Source organism: Pseudomonas poae, assembly GCF_001439785.1.
Taxonomy (GTDB): domain Bacteria; phylum Pseudomonadota; class Gammaproteobacteria; order Pseudomonadales; family Pseudomonadaceae; genus Aquipseudomonas; species Aquipseudomonas poae.
The window spans coordinates 260,942-277,417 of sequence record NZ_JYLI01000004.1; the positions used below are offsets into that span (position 1 = coordinate 260,942).

At 59.6% G+C, this 16,476-nt stretch carries 12 protein-coding genes and 2 tRNA genes; 11 read left to right on the forward strand and 3 right to left on the reverse strand.

Translation table 11 applies throughout. The features are described from left to right. Positions 1-135 precede the first annotated feature (135 nt). Both TU75_RS06585 and TU75_RS06590 read right to left on the reverse strand, forming a co-directional pair. A tRNA-Leu gene (locus TU75_RS06585) sits at positions 136-222 on the reverse strand. A gap of 154 nt (positions 223-376) precedes the next feature. Beyond that, positions 377-463 (reverse strand) — tRNA-Leu (locus TU75_RS06590). Between the two features lie 225 nt (positions 464-688). Between TU75_RS06590 and rnr the strand changes: the two genes are divergently transcribed. The 7 genes from rnr (at position 689) to dnaB (ending at position 7,964) form a co-directional block, all read left to right on the forward strand. Next, positions 689-3,319: a ribonuclease R gene (gene rnr / locus TU75_RS06595; protein WP_003236228.1), complete on the forward strand. Its 2,631-nt coding sequence runs from the start codon at positions 689-691 to the stop codon at positions 3,317-3,319. Next, positions 3,316-4,077, forward strand: a complete 762-nt coding sequence (rlmB, locus tag TU75_RS06600; RefSeq protein WP_003188074.1) for a 23S rRNA (guanosine(2251)-2'-O)-methyltransferase RlmB — start codon at positions 3,316-3,318, stop codon at positions 4,075-4,077. Before rnr ends, rlmB begins: the two co-directional genes overlap by 4 nt. A 305-nt stretch (positions 4,078-4,382) precedes the next feature. Further along, positions 4,383-4,805 (forward strand): 30S ribosomal protein S6, encoded by a 423-nt coding sequence (gene rpsF / locus TU75_RS06605; RefSeq protein WP_003236224.1) that lies wholly within the window; start codon positions 4,383-4,385, stop codon positions 4,803-4,805. A 28-nt stretch (positions 4,806-4,833) separates the two neighbouring features. Then, positions 4,834-5,064, forward strand: coding sequence for a 30S ribosomal protein S18 (gene rpsR, locus TU75_RS06610; protein WP_002551829.1), 231 nt, complete (start codon positions 4,834-4,836; stop codon positions 5,062-5,064). A gap of 36 nt (positions 5,065-5,100) precedes the next feature. Then, on the forward strand, positions 5,101-5,994 hold the full coding sequence (locus TU75_RS06615) for a YybS family protein (RefSeq protein WP_003236222.1): 894 nt from the start codon (positions 5,101-5,103) through the stop codon (positions 5,992-5,994). 18 nt (positions 5,995-6,012) lie between these two features. Beyond that, the gene (gene rplI, locus TU75_RS06620) at positions 6,013-6,459 is read left to right on the forward strand and encodes a 50S ribosomal protein L9 (protein WP_003171376.1); all 447 of its coding nucleotides are present in this window, start codon (positions 6,013-6,015) and stop codon (positions 6,457-6,459) included. Between the two features lie 110 nt (positions 6,460-6,569). Beyond that, positions 6,570-7,964 carry a replicative DNA helicase gene (dnaB, locus tag TU75_RS06625; protein ID WP_003236220.1) on the forward strand — a complete coding sequence of 465 codons (1,395 nt, stop codon included), beginning with the start codon at positions 6,570-6,572 and terminating at the stop codon, positions 7,962-7,964. Here dnaB and TU75_RS06630 read toward each other — a convergent pair whose 3' ends face one another. Then, positions 7,965-11,828, reverse strand: coding sequence for a dermonecrotic toxin domain-containing protein (locus TU75_RS06630; protein WP_060548497.1), 3,864 nt, complete (start codon positions 11,826-11,828; stop codon positions 7,965-7,967). A gap of 184 nt (positions 11,829-12,012) precedes the next feature. Between TU75_RS06630 and TU75_RS06635 the strand changes: the two genes are divergently transcribed. From TU75_RS06635 to TU75_RS06650, 4 genes are all read left to right on the forward strand, one after another. Next, entirely contained in the window at positions 12,013-14,316 is a 2,304-nt protein-coding gene (locus TU75_RS06635) for a YgiQ family radical SAM protein (protein WP_003236217.1), read from the forward strand. A gap of 218 nt (positions 14,317-14,534) precedes the next feature. Then, positions 14,535-15,452: an Ssp4 family T6SS effector gene (gene ssp4 / locus TU75_RS06640; RefSeq protein ID WP_003236214.1), complete on the forward strand. Its 918-nt coding sequence runs from the start codon at positions 14,535-14,537 to the stop codon at positions 15,450-15,452. Continuing rightward, positions 15,452-15,895, forward strand: coding sequence for a hypothetical protein (locus tag TU75_RS06645; protein WP_003236212.1), 444 nt, complete (start codon positions 15,452-15,454; stop codon positions 15,893-15,895). Before ssp4 ends, TU75_RS06645 begins: the two co-directional genes overlap by 1 nt. A gap of 144 nt (positions 15,896-16,039) precedes the next feature. Next, a complete protein-coding gene (locus TU75_RS06650; protein WP_060548498.1) occupies positions 16,040-16,348 on the forward strand; it encodes a hypothetical protein in 309 nt (102 codons plus the stop codon). Positions 16,349-16,476: the final 128 nt, after the last annotated feature.

Below are 16,476 nucleotides of genomic sequence, written 5' to 3' on the forward strand. Positions count from 1 at the left end.
TCCTCGCTTGAATGCAACAAATCGTTGCAAGGATAAACGATAAAACTTCTCAAGTACGGGCGAGGAGGGTGAATCGCCGGAAGTTTTCAAACCCCGGAAACGAAAAAACCCGCTTTCGCGGGTTTGATCTGAATTTGGTGCCCAGGAGAAGACTCGAACTTCCACGACCTTGCGATCACCAGCACCTGAAGCTGGCGTGTCTACCAATTTCACCACCTGGGCATTATCAAGCAACGTTGCCGCTGTTGATGGGGCGAACTATACGGCGGGCTTTTTAATCTGTAAACCCCTGCCTCGAAAAATATAAATCAATTTTTTCGTTAAAAATCAAAGGCCTGAAACGAAAAAACCCGCTTTCGCGGGTTTGATCTGAATTTGGTGCCCAGGAGAAGACTCGAACTTCCACGACCTTGCGATCACCAGCACCTGAAGCTGGCGTGTCTACCAATTTCACCACCTGGGCAGCATCAACCACGTTGCCGTCGTCGATGGCGCGCACTATACGGAGCCGATTTTAAGCTGTAAACCCCCGCTATCAAAAAACTCTGGAAAACTTCGCCAGTGGTCGTGCAAGGTGTGCAATCGATGGCACAAAAGGCCTTTTAAGGGCTTGTTGACGCCTGAAATTTCCCGTTTCAATACGCGTATGCCAAACTAACCCCTATATAGACAAGGTGAAAACTCTCTAATGGCCGATTGGCAGTCCCTCGATCCCGAGGCCGCTCGTGAAGCGGAAAAATATGAAAACCCTATTCCTAGCCGCGAACTGATCCTGGCGCACCTCGCCGATCGGGGTTCGCCTGCTAGCCGCGAGCAACTGGTTGAAGAGTTCGGTCTGACCACCGAAGACCAGCTCGAAGCCCTGCGCCGCCGTCTGCGTGCCATGGAGCGCGACGCTCAGTTGATCTACACCCGCCGTGGCACCTATGCGCCCGTGGACAAACTCGACCTGATCCTGGGCCGCATTGCCGGTCACCGTGACGGCTTCGGCTTCCTGATCCCGGATGACGGCAGTGATGACCTGTTCATGAGCCCGGCGCAAATGCGCCTGGTATTCGATGGCGACCGTGCCCTGGCGCGTGTTTCCGGGCTGGACCGCCGCGGTCGCCGCGAAGGTGTGATTGTCGAAGTGGTGTCCCGCGCCCACGAGTCCATCGTCGGCCGGTACTTCGAAGAAGGCGGCATCGGCTTCGTGGTGCCGGATAACCCCAAGGTCCAGCAGGAAGTGCTGATCACTCCGGGCCGCAATGGCGCCGCCAAGGTCGGTCAGTTCGTCGAGGTGAAAATCACCCACTGGCCAACGGCACGCTTTCAGCCTCAGGGCGACATTGTTGAAGTGGTCGGCAACTACATGGCGCCGGGCATGGAGATCGACGTCGCGCTGCGGACCTACGATATTCCGCATGTGTGGCCCGAAGCCGTTATCAAGGAAGCGCGCAAGCTCAAGCCGGAAGTGGAAGACAAGGACAAAGAGAAGCGCATCGACCTGCGCCATCTGCCGTTCGTCACCATCGATGGCGAAGACGCTCGCGACTTCGACGATGCGGTCTACTGCGAAGCCAAGCCTGGCAAGCTTCGCCTGTTCTCCGGCGGCTGGAAGCTGTATGTCGCGATTGCCGACGTGTCCAGCTACGTGAAAATCGGTTCTGCGCTGGATAACGAAGCCCAGGTGCGCGGCAACTCCGTGTATTTCCCTGAGCGCGTTATCCCGATGCTGCCCGAGCAGCTGTCCAACGGCCTGTGCTCGCTGAATCCGAAAGTCGACCGCTTGGCCATGGTGTGCGAGATGACCATCTCGAAAACCGGCGAAATGACCGACTACCAGTTTTACGAAGCGGTGATTCACTCCCAGGCGCGCCTGACCTACAACAAGGTCAGCACCATTCTGGAAACGCCGAAGACCAGCGAAGCCAAGGCCCTGCGTGGCGAATATGCCGGCGTGGTTCCGCACCTCAAGCAGCTCTACGCGCTGTACAAGGTGTTGCTGGGTGCCCGTCACGTGCGTGGCGCGATCGATTTTGAAACGCAGGAAACCCGAATTGTCTTCGGTTCCGAGCGCAAGATCGCCGCAATCACCCCGACCACTCGTAACGATGCGCACAAGCTGATCGAGGAGTGCATGCTGGCGGCCAACGTGGCCACTGCTGAATTCCTGAAAAAACACGAAATCCCTGCGCTGTACCGGGTGCACGACGGCCCGCCGCCGGAGCGTCTGGAAAAACTGCGCGCGTTCCTTGGTGAGCTCGGCCTGTCCCTGCACAAAGGCAAGGACGGCCCGACGCCGAAGGATTACCAGGCACTGTTGGCCAGCATCAAGGACCGTCCGGATTACCACGTGATCCAGACCGTGATGCTGCGCTCCCTGAGCCAGGCGGTGTACAGCGCCGATAACCAGGGCCACTTCGGCCTCAATTACGAGGCGTACACCCACTTCACGTCGCCGATTCGCCGTTATCCGGACCTGCTCACACACCGAGCGATCCGCAGTGTGATCCATTCCAGGCAGGACACCCCGCACGTCAAGCGCGCCGGTGCCATGAGCATTCCGAAAGCACGGATTTATCCGTACGACGAAGCCGCTCTGGAACAGCTCGGCGAGCAATGCTCCATGAGCGAACGCCGCGCCGACGAAGCCACGCGCGATGTGGTGAACTGGCTCAAGTGCGAGTTCATGAAGGACCGCGTGGGCGAGTCGTTCCCGGGTGTGATCACCGCCGTGACCGGCTTTGGCCTGTTTGTCGAGCTGACCGACATCTACGTCGAAGGCCTGGTGCACGTCACCGCCTTGCCGGGCGACTACTACCACTTCGATCCTGTGCATCACCGCCTGGCGGGCGAGCGCAGCGGTCGCAGCTTCCGCCTGGGCGATACGGTGGAAGTGCAGGTCATGCGCGTCGACCTCGACGAACGCAAGATCGATTTCGGCATGCCCGACAAGCCGACCGAGCCGGCTGGCCGTAAAAAACGCGGCAGCGAAACCACAGCCCAGTCCTCGAAAGGCAAGGCGGCGGCTGCAACCGCGACGACGGAGTCTGCGCCTGCCAAGTCTGGCCGTCGTTCCTCTGCCAAGGACAAGGCCCCGGAAGCCTACCGTCCGAGCGATGCTGCGGCGAAGAACGCCGAGCTGCGCAAGAGCCGCGAGTTGAAGCAGCAGTTGCTCAACGAAGCCAAAAGCGGCGGTAAAGCGGCGTCTGGGGGAAAGTCCCAGGCGGCGGAAAAAACGTCGAGCAAGACCAGTAAACACCGTAAAGGCCCGTCCAAGACGGGTTCGGCCCCTGCCAAGAGCGGCGGGTCGCGCAAACCTAAGGCCAAGTCATGAGTCTGGAAAAAATCTACGGCGTGCACGCCGTAGAAGCACTGCTGCGTCACCATCCCAAGCGCGTCAAGCAGGTATGGCTGGCCGAAGGTCGCAGCGAGCCGCGCGTTCAGGCGCTGGTCGAGCTGGCGACCCAGAATAAAGTCGCCATTGGCCAGGCCGAGCGTCGTGAAATGGACGTCTGGGTCGAAGGTGTGCACCAGGGTGTGGTTGCCGATGTCAGCCCGAGCCAGGTGTGGGGCGAGGCCATGCTCGACGAGCTGCTCGACCGTACCGAAGGCGCGCCCCTGTTGCTGGTGCTGGACGGCGTAACCGACCCGCACAACCTCGGCGCCTGCCTGCGCTCGGCGGATGCCGCTGGCGCTCTGGCAGTGATCGTGCCCAAGGACAAGTCGGCCACTCTGACGCCGGTGGTGCGCAAGGTTGCTTGTGGTGCGGCGGAAGTGATCCCGCTGGTGGCCGTGACCAACCTGGCGCGCACCCTGGAAAAGCTCCAGCAGCGCGGCCTGTGGGTTGTGGGCACGGCAGGGGAGGCCGAGGTCAGTATTTATGACCAGGATCTCACCGGGCCGACCATCCTGATCATGGGTGCTGAAGGTAAGGGCATGCGTCGCCTGACCCGCGAGCATTGCGATTACCTGGTCCATCTGCCGATGGCCGGTAGCGTCAGCAGCCTCAACGTGTCGGTCGCCACCGGCGTGTGCCTGTTTGAAGCCCAGCGCCAGCGGGGCGCCAAAGCTAAGGCCAAGCCGAAGAAGTAGCCAAGTCTGGCTCAGTTCAAAATGTGGGAGCTGGCTTGCCTGCGATAGCATCACCTCGGTATCACTGAAACACCGAGGTGCCTGCATCGCGGGCAAGCCCGACTCCCACATTTGTTTTGTGGTGCTTGGAAGATTGTTCAAATAATCACCAATCACCTTGCACGCTTCCTCCCCCTTCTCTACAATTGCGCCCCTTGCCTTCCCGGCAGGCACCGATGTGCCTCCCCTGCGGCAAGTCCATAAGTGTCATTCACTCCTTGTCTGACCGTTTTTGAGCGGCAGGCTACAACCCGTAAGGAGCATTCATGCGTCATTACGAAATCATCTTTTTGGTCCACCCGGATCAAAGCGAGCAAGTCGGCGGCATGGTTGAGCGTTACACCAAGCTGATCGAAGAAGACGGCGGCAAAATCCACCGTCTGGAAGACTGGGGCCGTCGTCAATTGGCCTATGCAATCAACAATGTTCACAAGGCTCACTACGTGATGCTGAACGTTGAATGCACCGGCAAGGCCCTGGCCGAGCTGGAAGACAACTTCCGCTACAACGATGCAGTGATCCGTAACCTGGTCATCCGTCGCGAAGAAGCCGTTACCGGCCAATCCGAGATGCTCAAGGCTGAAGAAAACCGCAGTGAGCGCCGTGAGCGTCGCGACCGTCCTGAGCACGAAGGCGCTGATAGCGCTGACAGTGATGACAGCGACAACAGCGATAACGCTGACGAGTAATCCACGGACCTTTTAAGGAGCCTATCAAATGGCACGTTTCTTCCGTCGTCGTAAATTCTGCCGTTTCACCGCTGAAGACGTGAAAGAGATCGACTACAAAGATCTCAACACTCTGAAAGCCTACGTATCCGAGACCGGCAAAATCGTTCCAAGCCGTATCACCGGTACCAAAGCACGTTATCAGCGTCAGCTGGCCACCGCTATCAAGCGCGCCCGCTTCCTGGCCCTGCTGGCCTACACCGACAGCCACGGCCGCTGAGACCGGGCAGTCGACAAGTAGTAAGGGATTGAATGCATGCGCGCCTTGGCTGAGTTCATCATGCGCGGTCGTATGCAGGCCACTCTGGTAGTGGCCGGCTGTGCGGCATTGCCGTTGTTGTATTGGTTGGGTGCTGCCGCGGGATGCCTTGTGCTCCTGCGGCGCGGTTTGCAGGATGCCATTGGCGTCCTGGCCCTGGGATTGCTGGCCGGCCTTGTCTGGTGGCTGCAATTGGGCGAACCCAAGGTGCTTATGGTGCTGTTGGGGTCGTCGTGCCTTGCGTTGGTTCTGCGCGCAAGTGAGTCCTGGGTCCGCACGCTGCTGGTCAGCGTGGCAGTGGGGTTGGTGTATTCAGTGTTGCTTGGCGCGGCTTTCCACCCGCAAATCGAGGCGCTGGCGCAAGAGATCGTCAAGGTCCTGCCGCAAGCCCTCGGGGAGCTCTACCAGCAATTGTCGGTAGACGAGCGAGCGCGTCTCGCAGCATTGATAGCACCGGTCCTGATCGGCCTGATGGCGGTAGTGTTGCAGGTGGTCAGCCTGCTGAGCCTGATGCTTGGGCGTTATTGGCAGGCGTTGTTGTACAACCCGGGTGGTTTTGGTCGCGAGTTTCGCAGTATCAGAATCCCCGCGGGCCCGGCGATGTTGCTGCTGGCATGCATGGTGGTCGGACCGAACTTCGGTCCACAGGCAGCCCTGTTATTGCTGTTTTGCAGCGTACCGCTGGTGTTTTCCGGGCTGGCCCTGATTCACGGGCTGGTGGCGCAGAAGCGCCTGGCCAGGTTCTGGCTGGTGGGGTTGTACGTGACGCTGGTGCTGTTCATGCAGCTGATTTATCCGTTACTCGTGGTTTTGGCCATTGTCGACGGCCTGATTGATTTTCGCGGTCGTCTGGCGCCGAAAGACGCCGACAACGCGAACGGTGAAGGTTAAAAGTTAGAGGATTTTCACATGCAACTGATCCTTCTGGAAAAAGTCGCCAACCTGGGCAACCTGGGCGACAAAGTGAACGTTAAGGCCGGTTACGGTCGTAACTACCTGCTGCCATACGGCAAAGCCACCGCTGCAACCGCTGCCAACCTGGCTGCGTTTGAAGAGCGTCGTGCCGAGCTGGAAAAAGCCGCAGCAGACAAAAAAGCGTCGGCCGAAACTCGCGCTGCCCAACTGGCCGAGCTGGAAGTGACTATCACTGCCACCGCTGGCGACGAAGGCAAGCTGTTCGGTTCGATCGGCACCCACGACATCGCTGATGCACTGACCGCCTCCGGCGTTGAAGTGCAGAAGAGCGAAGTTCGTCTGCCGAACGGCACCATCCGCAACGTAGGCGAATTCGACGTAGCCGTGCACCTGCACGCCGAAGTTGAAGCCACCGTACGCGTTGTCGTGGTAGCAGCTTAAGCCGCACCCAACTGACTGGCACCTCGCGTGCCAGACGGTTAACATCGGGCACGATCCTGTTCACAGGTCGTGCCTTTTGTTTTTCTACACACCCCTAATTCCAAGTGGCCATGAACGATATCTCCGCTCCTGAGCAATACGATCTGCAAACCGCTGCCCTGAAGGTGCCGCCGCATTCCATCGAGGCCGAACAGGCCGTGCTCGGTGGCCTGATGCTGGACAACAACGCCTGGGAGCGCGTGCTGGATCAAGTTTCGGATGGCGATTTCTATCGGCATGACCACCGTCTGATCTTCCGCGCCATCGCCAAGCTGGCCGACCTGAACTCACCGATCGACGTCGTGACCCTCGCCGAGCAGTTGGACAAGGAAGGCCAGACCTCACAGGTTGGTGGCCTGGGTTACCTCGGTGAGCTGGCGAAAAACACGCCGTCCGTCGCCAACATCAAGGCCTATGCACAGATCGTTCGCGCCCGGGCCACGTTGCGTCAGTTGATCGGCATCGCCACCGAAATCGCCGACAGCGCCTTCAACCCCGAAGGCCGCACCGCCGAAGAAATCCTCGACGAGGCCGAACGGCAGATCTTCCAGATCGCCGAAGCGCGTCCCAAGACCGGCGGCCCGGTCGGCGTCAATGAGCTGCTGACCAAGGCGATCGATCGCATCGACACCTTGTTCAACACCGATAACGCCATTACCGGCCTCTCCACCGGCTACACCGACCTCGACGGCATGACCAGCGGCCTGCAGCCGGCGGACTTGATCATCGTGGCCGGCCGTCCGTCCATGGGCAAGACCACCTTCGCCATGAACCTGGTGGAAAACGCCGTGTTGCGCAGTGACAAGAGCGTGTTGGTGTACTCCCTCGAGATGCCAGGTGAATCGCTGATCATGCGGATGCTTTCGTCGCTGGGCCGAATCGACCAGACCAAAGTCCGTGCCGGTCGCCTGGAAGACGACGACTGGCCGCGCCTGACCTCGGCCGTCAACCTGCTCAACGACCGCAAGCTGTTCATCGATGACACCGCCGGCATCAGCCCCTCGGAAATGCGCGCGCGTACTCGACGCCTGGTGCGCGAGCATGGCGATGTGGCACTGATCATGATCGACTACCTGCAGCTCATGCAGATTCCGGGTTCGGGGGGCGACAACCGTACCAACGAGATCTCCGAGATTTCCCGTTCCTTGAAAGCCCTGGCCAAGGAGTTCAACTGCCCGGTGGTTGCGCTGTCCCAGCTCAACCGTTCCCTGGAGCAACGTCCGAACAAACGCCCGATCAACTCCGACTTGCGTGAATCCGGCGCGATCGAGCAGGATGCCGACGTGATCATGTTCGTGTATCGCGACGAGGTGTATCACCCGGAAACCGAACACAAGGGCATCGCCGAAATCATCATCGGCAAGCAGCGTAACGGCCCGATCGGCACCACGCGCCTGGCGTTTATCGGCAAGTACACGCGATTCGAAAATCTTGCGCCGGGCAGTTACAACTTCGACGACGAGTAATTATTCCGCTGGTAACGGGAACAGTTGCCTGATGGTTGCTTCGTTGTATTGGTAATTCCAGCGCAGTTCGGCGCCCGCCGGGATGTCCTCGCTGGCAAACATGGCGGTGAGGATCATTTGTTCCTGTGGCGCATCGCCAACCTGGGTATTGACTCGAAACCGCGCAGCTTCAACGTTGTAACCTGCGGTGGCCTGACGCACTGGATGGCCGGCCTCGTACTCAAAGATCGTGTTGATCCTCGACAGCACGTTGTCGCCCGACAGAATCGGTTGCGTGTTCACGGCGTAAGGCGAAGTAGTCCTGACGTCTTTGATGGCCATCAGATAAGGGTCTTGTCGAAGCTGCGCGATGTACAGCGGCAGTATTTCCCCGCCATATACCCCCAAGGCTTCGCCTTTGCCGAGCGGTTTACGGGTGATGACCGTGGCTTGTCCGATCAGCGCCGACTCCTGCGCAAACTTCTGATGGGCCGCCGTGAAAGACGTGACCTCAAGCTTGTCCTCGTACAGCCGCGCGACGCTTTCATAACCTTCCCACTGGATATAAGGCCGAATCAACGTGCTGGGGAATACCGCGTTGGACGTTAACGATTTCCCCTGTGCCTGGACATGCCGGATGCGCATGGGCTGGCCTGTCAGATTACGCAGTGGGTATCGACCGTTATTGGCTCGGTCGTAGATGCGCTGGTAGTTCGAACTGTATTGATAGCCTCGTTCGGCACGCATGCTGTTCAACTCTTGCTGCGTATACACCGGCCGCACACCGTTCTCTTCGGCTGACCCGTAGTCGCTGGAAGAAGGCATTGATTCAAACTCATCACTGGATTCCATGCCTTCAAGTGACGGGGTAGGGGATTCTCCGCCGCCGTGCAGTGCCCCAATGGCCTGATCAATCTCCCAGCCGCCCCCTGTTTTTTGACGAACGTAGGGCTTATAGGCCCGGAAACGATTGCGCGCATCGACCAGCCACCAGCCCAGCGCGTCAGCTTTGACCTCGTAATAGGTTTGCTGGTCCTGAATGTAATAACGATAACTGCCGTCTGACGCGGGGCGGCTGTGATAAATGCCATCCTTGCGTGACGTCAGCTCGGTCGGGGGGCTTTTTTGTGCAAAGGACGGATCAAGTGGCAAGCCTGGCTCCGTTGCCGCTGGCCTCGAAAGCATGCCGCCCCGGTAAGCCGGAGCAGGCCTCGCCATCAGCGACGCGCCGGTCTTGTGCAGCGCCGCGTCAAGGGAGGTGACGTCTGATTGGCTGAAGAGCGTACTGCGTTCGGATTCGGTGAGCGTGCGCTCGATAGCGCCAGGCAGGTCGGTGGGTGCGCCTGGTGGCGCTGCGTACAACTCCCCCTCACGCACCAGCGTGTGGCTTGCGCTGCTATCCGCACCGCCGATGCTACCCAGCAGTGGGCCGCTTGGGCTGGCGTCATGTACGCTGATTTTTCGTGACTTCGGCCAGCCGGGCGTTTGCTCCAGGGTGTAAAGAACCAGTGGCACGCTCTCGGGGCCGCGCCTGGTGTCGAGAAAAATCCCTGCCTGCAAACGGGCTGCTTGAGCCGCATCGCTATAGGCCTTTGCCTCCATTTGCAGGGTTGGCAGAGTACTTTTTTCCGTCGACGTCACCGCTGTGTCATCGGGCTCGTTGAGCAGGTCAAACAGCCGCTGCTTTTTACGCGGAACGTCATCGGCCAGCCGTGCTGCCAGATTTTCGATTCTGGTCAAATAGTCGACATAGAACCTGGGTAGCAGCTTGTTGAATTCAACCTGCGGCATTTGCTCGTCCACCGCATGCAGAAGCTCTCCTTTTCTGAAGCGCGCTTCGCTGATCTTTATTTCGACTGTTCCCGTGCCGTGGCTCATCACCACCTGTTGTTGTTCGCCGACGATCTTCAATACATGGTTGGCCGGCCATTCAGGCAGGGACGTGAGCAGATGGAATTGAATCTGCGGTGAATAGGGGGTGACCGAGCTGCCTTCGGCGCGTTCCAGATTGAAGTCGGCCAATTCCTGGTCCAGGTTGAAGTCCCTGACCGTATCGCTCAGCAAGGGCGGCGGGCGCTGCATGTCCTGGTGGATTTCACGCAGGCTGGTCTTGTCCAGGCCGCTGAGCAGGAGGATCGGTTCAATCTTGGGCTGGGTGATATTTGCGGCGTCCGGCCCCAGACGCTTGATCAGTTTCAGTTCGTCCCAGTCGTGTGGTGTCTCATGGGCCTGGCGCCAACCGCCAACACCATTGCTGCGCAGCGCAGGGCGGTAGGCGTCCGGTTCGGTGGGGTGGTACAGCTCCCATTGCTGCGCATCGGGCGTGCGTTGGATAGCGTGGGGGTGGTCATCCAGTTTCAGGTAGTGCCGCTGTTCATGGGTGTACACGCCCTGTTTATCGGCCACCAGGTGGTCCGGTAATGCCTCGGGATGGCGGTAGGGCTTGAGATCGGCGTTCCACAAGCGCCAACCCTTGTTACGCACCTTGACCTTGACCAGCCTGGCACCGAAACCGACGGTGCGTATGGCGCCAGCCGTGGCCACCGCCAGGGCAGCGGTGTCCACCAGGTCGAGCAAGTCATTCAAGGCTTCGTCGCTGTCGCCCCGGCTCCAGGCCGCGAACCCTTCATACACGGTGTGGATCACCTGCGCAGCCGTGACCACCAACAGCACCTGACCCACGACGGGAATAAAGGAGGCAGCAAAAAACAGGGCGGACTTGCCCAGATCGATCCAGCTCTGCAGGCGTTTTTGCCGGCTTATCAGGTCGACCTCGGCGGTGGGCACGGCCACGATGCGTGCATCGTTTTTGATCTGGGCGATTCGTTGTCGGGCAATGGCTGTGAACGGGTCTCCCTCTATCCTCGTGAGGCTGACCGCCGCCTGCAGTTTGGCCGGAAGCCTTTTTTGCGCGATCGGGAATTCGGAATGACGAAGCCTGGGCGGTAGCACGTCCAGCACGGTCCCCTGATGTTGCAGCGGCACCAGGTGTTTGAAGAACGCCAGATAATCGGCCTTCAGCAGGCGCACCGCCAACTGTGCTTCAAGCTCATCCAGGGAACCGTATTGACGCAGCACGGCGCTCGGATCCTCGGGCGTGTACAGCAGGAGCGGGTTATTGATGCCGGTGGTCGTGATCACCAGAACGTTGGGCAATACCACCTCATCGAGGGTCAGGTGGTTGCAGGTTATCTTCAGGTTATGTTCCGTTTCCTGAAGGGTCTTCAATTGCGAATACTGACAAGGCGTTATCTCCTGGCGCATGCTGGCACCGTGCAGCGCAACGCCGAAGGCATGCTGCGCCTGGTCCCTGAAAATCCCCCGCACCCTGTCGGCAGACGCCGGCTCGAGGACATGGCTGATGTGTTTTGAATACTGGCCGCCGATATCCAGTTCGCGACAAAAGCGCGCGAACAGGGGGGCGCAAACAGTACTCGGCACCTCTCCCGAGTCCGTCTGATTGAAAATTACCGTACCGATTTCCATGCCGCCCGTCTCGGCCTCCGAGGCTTCGAAGTTTTGCAGGGCGGCTTCCAGCAGTGTTTGTCGGGTGGTCCTTGCGTGGTTTTTGATCAAGCCCAGCAGGTGATGATTTTTCCATTCGCGGGACAGGATGGCGTCTTCGTTCGTGACGAGGCCAAAGAACCAGGTTCGTATTTTTCCGTGCAGCAGCGCGCGTGCAAACTCTTGCGGGCTTTGTATCGTGCCAAGCAGATCCTTGAGGTCGTGCCTGGCCTGGTTGCTCTTGATCAGGCTGTTGCGAAAATCCTCACGGACCTGTGTGGGCGCCTTGATCAGCCAAGTGGGTATCTGCTCCTTGATGAAGTCCAGGTGGGGCGTGAGCGGCGAGCGTGACGGGGTGAAAGCGGGCGGTTGTTGAGTCATGGGTCGAGCCCTCATGGGCTGTGGTTGATCACGCTCAGCCTACTCATGGTTTTTTTGCCGGGGCCCTAGCCCGCTAGCCCCTGCCAACGCATTCATGTAAAAGCCGACCATTGCCGTCGGAATTGGTCAAAATTTGTGCTATATTCCGCGCCCGCGATTTTTCATCTCAACACCGGTTATCGTCATGCAAACAGCCAAGCCGTTATTTGACTATCCCAAGTACTGGGCCGAATGTTTCGGCCCGGCGCCATTCCTGCCGATGAGCAGGGAGGAGATGGATCAGCTTGGCTGGGATTCGTGCGACATCATCATCGTCACCGGTGATGCGTACGTGGACCACCCATCGTTCGGCATGGCCATCATTGGCCGGCTGCTGGAGTCCCAGGGCTTTCGCGTGGGGATCATTGCCCAGCCGAACTGGCAGTCCAAAGACGACTTCATGAAGCTCGGCGAGCCGAACCTGTTCTTCGGCGTCGCGGCCGGCAACATGGACTCCATGATCAACCGCTACACCGCCGACAAGAAAATCCGTTCCGACGACGCCTATACCCCCGGCGGCATGGCCGGCAAACGCCCGGACCGTGCGAGCCTGGTGTACAGCCAGCGCTGCAAGGAAGCCTACAAGAACGTGCCGATCGTGCTTGGCGGCATCGAAGCCTCCCTGCGCCGCATCGCCCACTACGACTACTGGCAGGACCGTGTGCGCAACTCGATCCTGATCGACGCCACCGCCGATATCCTGCTGTACGGCAACGCCGAGCGGGCCATCGTCGAAGTTGCCCAGCGCCTGTCGTGGGGCCACAAGATCGAAGACATCACCGATGTGCGCGGCACCGCGTTCATTCGCCGCGACACCCCGGCCGGCTGGTACGAAGTGGACTCCACGCGTATCGACCGTCCGGGCAAGATCGACAAGATCATCAACCCGTACGTGAACACCCAGGACACCCAGGCCTGCGCCATCGAGCAGGAAAAGGGGCCGGTGGATGATCCGGAAGAAGCCAAGGTTGTGCAGATCCTGGCCAGCCCGCGCATGACCCGCGACAAGACCGTGATTCGCCTCCCGTCGGTGGAAAAAGTCCGCGGTGATGCCGTGCTATACGCCCACGCCAACCGCGTGTTGCACCTGGAAACCAACCCGGGCAACGCCCGCGCCCTGGTGCAGAAGCACGGGGAAGTGGACGTGTGGTTCAACCCGCCGCCCATCCCGATGACCACCGAAGAAATGGACTACGTGTTCGGCATGCCTTACGCACGTGTGCCGCACCCGGCGTACGGCAAGGAAAAGATCCCGGCCTACGACATGATCCGCTTCTCGGTAAATATCATGCGTGGCTGCTTTGGCGGCTGCACCTTCTGCTCGATCACCGAGCACGAAGGCCGCATCATCCAGAACCGTTCCGAAGAGTCGATCATTCGTGAGATCGAAGAGATCCGCGACAAGGTGCCAGGCTTTACCGGCGTGATCTCCGACCTCGGCGGCCCCACCGCGAACATGTACCGCATCGCCTGCAAGAGCCCGGAGATCGAATCCGCGTGCCGCAAGCCGTCCTGCGTGTTCCCCGGCATCTGCCCGAACCTGAACACCGACCACTCGTCGTTGATCCAGCTTTATCGCAGCGCCCGTGCGTTGCCGGGTGTGAAGAAGATCCTGATCGCTTCCGGCTTGCGCTATGACCTCGCGGTCGAGTCGCCGGAGTATGTGAAAGAGCTGGTCACCCACCATGTGGGTGGTTACCTCAAGATCGCCCCGGAACACACCGAGGAAGGTCCGCTCAACCAGATGATGAAGCCGGGCATCGGCAGCTATGACAAGTTCAAGCGCATGTTCGAGAAGTACACCAAGGAAGCGGGCAAGGAGCAGTACCTCATCCCGTACTTCATCGCCGCCCACCCCGGCACCACCGATGAAGACATGATGAACCTGGCCCTGTGGCTCAAGGGCAATGGCTTCCGCGCCGACCAGGTGCAGGCGTTCTACCCGTCGCCGATGGCCACCGCCACTGCGATGTATCACTCGGGCAAGAACCCGCTGCGCAAGGTCACCTACAAGAGCGACGCGGTGACCATCGTCAAGAGCGAAGAACAACGCCGTCTGCACAAGGCCTTCCTGCGCTACCACGACCCGAAAGGCTGGCCGATGCTGCGTGAAGCCTTGACCCGCATGGGCCGCGCCGACCTGATCGGGTCGGGCAAGGACCAGTTGATCCCGCTGCACCAGCCGAGTACCGACAGCTACCAGAGCGCGCGTCGCAAGAACTCGACGCCGGCCGGCAGCCATAAGGTCGCCAAGGAAACCACCACCAGGATCCTTACCCAGCACACCGGCCTGCCGCCCCGTGGCAGCGACGGCAGCAACCCCTGGGACAAGCGCGAACAGGCCAAGGCCGCCGCGCAAGCGCGCAACAAGCAGGCGGCCAAGGAACGCACGGATGCGGCGAAGGGCAAAGGCGGCAAGCCAACGCGCAAGCCGGTAGTGCCGCGTTGATCGCAGCCTGAATATGCAAAACGCCAGCCTCGTGCTGGCGTTTTGCTTTCTAGTCGGTGGGTAGCCTGTTTGTTAAGGTGGTGCGCAATCGCCTTCGCGAGCAAGCCCGCTCCCACATTTGAACGCGTTCTCCATTTGGAATGCGGCCAAATGTGGGAGCCGGGCTCGCCCGCGAAAGCGCCAGTTCAGTCACCACCTATATCAAGGAAGATCACCCCATGAGCAACCCCTTGCTCAACATCGGCATGGACTTCAACCGCTCCCGGTTCCTGGCCCGCCAGCGCATCGAAAGCCAACTCAATCTGCCCCGCCTGTTTGCGGCCATCGATGGCGATCCCGGCATCGTCGGCGCGGGTGTCGTGTACATCGACGCTGATTTTAATGTCGTGACGCTGCGCGAATTCAAGCCCATCTGCAGCATCAAGCCCAAGCGCATCATTTTGCGTGAGGCGCAGAAGTACATAGCCCCCGCGCAGTTTGCCGATCAGGTGACCAACAATCCGCGTGAGTCTCGACTCGTGGGGGAGGCCGTCAATACGACATTGTCTTGTGCCGGCGCGATTCTGGGTTGGATTGTGGTGTTCAGCGGCACTGTCGCCGTACCGTTCACGGGTGGCGCGAGCTTGGTGGTGGCGGGCCTGGGCGCCACCGCTGCGGCGGCCAGTACCGCGCAGTGCGTGGTTGGAGGCATGAGAACGTTCAACGAACTCAACGACCCGACCGCCAACGACGATATGGACAACGAGGAATGGTATCGCTATGCGATGCCGGTATTGGACGCGGCCTCGCTGTTGGGCGCCGGCGCCTCTACCCTGACGACTGTTCGACTGTTGCAGGCTCGAAAAGCAACGACCGGTAGAAGCTGGTACGAGCTGTCCAAGGGTTTGACTCGCCAGCAACGCAAGGCGCTCACCAAAGAGTTGCTAAGCCTGAAAGACCCAAGCCTGAGCAATAAGCTGCTGAAGTTGCGCCAGCGCTCCGGTGAGTTGGTGAAGCGCTATTCGGCGACCGAGATCAATCACGCGACTATTACGCAGATCAGGGACTCCCTCGGTGCCGCCATTGGTTTCACCGGCAGTGCAGTGTCCGGCAACATTCGAACCATCGCAGTAGGGTTGTACGAGGAGCTTGAGTGATGGTGCGCCAAGTCTCGTTAAAAGCTTTTTTGGCTGACTACTTCCCTGCGTTTATTTGTGCATTTTTCCTTGCCTGTTTTTCCCTGTCCGCTGCCATTTCATTGGCATCCAGTACCTTTTTCCGCGGTGAACCAGAGCGAGCGCGTTACTCCTTTGTGGCGGCGGTAGTCTTGGGTCTGCTCTTGGCGGTCAGTCACTTCTTCATGATCCGGGGGAGAGCCTGGGGCGTTTGGGCCATCGTCGCCTTCTACGCGGTGTGTTTTTTGATCGTATTACCAACCTATGGCTATCGGCCCCATATGGCTGCCTATGTCATTGGGTTACTGTTTCCAATGCTGGGACTGCTGTTGCTCAACAGTAAGCGTCATCGGGAAATGCGTCGTCAGCTACGGGAAATCCGTCACCTGCGTGAAGCCAAGAGCGCCAGGCACAAAGCTCGCTGAATGGGTAGATTCACGCCCCCCAGCCTCGCACGCGCGCCATAAATATGTTCAGCGCGTGCAACGAATCGCCTTCGGGAGCGGGCTTGCTCGCGAAGGCGTCAGTTCAGTCATCGCCGTTTTCTGGCGCAGTACTTTCCGGTCTTCATGGGCGCGATTTTCGCGGCGGTATTCAGCCTGGTGTTCGCCGTCCCGCTGGTGGTCGACAGCTATTTCCCGCATCTGCCGCTGGAAGACAACCTCAAGTATTCCTTTTTCGGCGGCCTGGCGCTGACGTGGGCGGTGCTGCCCACTATCGCCTCCGGACCGCATTGGCTGTCGTTTGGCTTGAGCCTGCTGTTTCCCCTGCTGGGATTGTTGCTGCTCAACAGCAAGCGCCACCGCGAAATGCGCGGCAAACTGGTCGACGTGCAGCGGCTGCGCCAGGCCATTATCGCCACCCGCAAAGCCCGCTAGTTGGGTAGATTCACCACTGATCCCACACGGGCGCCACAAATACGTGCAGCGCTCGCACCACGATTCACCCATTGGCGCCGTTTTGGTGCTGTACTGCACCGGGTCCATTGAGAAAGCGCAATGACCGC

What these genes read in the sequence shown, in the direction of transcription:
- rnr (WP_003236228.1), top strand. Translation starts at nt 689, where the DNA reads ATGGCCGATTGGCAGTCCCTCGATCCCGAGGCCGCTCGTGAAGCGGAA.
- rlmB (WP_003188074.1), top strand. Translation starts at nt 3,316, where the DNA reads ATGAGTCTGGAAAAAATCTACGGCGTGCACGCCGTAGAAGCACTGCTG.
- rpsF (WP_003236224.1), top strand. Translation starts at nt 4,383, where the DNA reads ATGCGTCATTACGAAATCATCTTTTTGGTCCACCCGGATCAAAGCGAG.
- rpsR (WP_002551829.1), top strand. Translation starts at nt 4,834, where the DNA reads ATGGCACGTTTCTTCCGTCGTCGTAAATTCTGCCGTTTCACCGCTGAA.
- TU75_RS06615 (WP_003236222.1), top strand. Translation starts at nt 5,101, where the DNA reads ATGCGCGCCTTGGCTGAGTTCATCATGCGCGGTCGTATGCAGGCCACT.
- rplI (WP_003171376.1), top strand. Translation starts at nt 6,013, where the DNA reads ATGCAACTGATCCTTCTGGAAAAAGTCGCCAACCTGGGCAACCTGGGC.
- dnaB (WP_003236220.1), top strand. Translation starts at nt 6,570, where the DNA reads ATGAACGATATCTCCGCTCCTGAGCAATACGATCTGCAAACCGCTGCC.
- TU75_RS06630 (WP_060548497.1), bottom strand. Translation starts at nt 11,828, where the DNA reads ATGACTCAACAACCGCCCGCTTTCACCCCGTCACGCTCGCCGCTCACG.
- TU75_RS06635 (WP_003236217.1), top strand. Translation starts at nt 12,013, where the DNA reads ATGCAAACAGCCAAGCCGTTATTTGACTATCCCAAGTACTGGGCCGAA.
- ssp4 (WP_003236214.1), top strand. Translation starts at nt 14,535, where the DNA reads ATGAGCAACCCCTTGCTCAACATCGGCATGGACTTCAACCGCTCCCGG.
- TU75_RS06645 (WP_003236212.1), top strand. Translation starts at nt 15,452, where the DNA reads ATGGTGCGCCAAGTCTCGTTAAAAGCTTTTTTGGCTGACTACTTCCCT.
- TU75_RS06650 (WP_060548498.1), top strand. Translation starts at nt 16,040, where the DNA reads ATGGGCGCGATTTTCGCGGCGGTATTCAGCCTGGTGTTCGCCGTCCCG.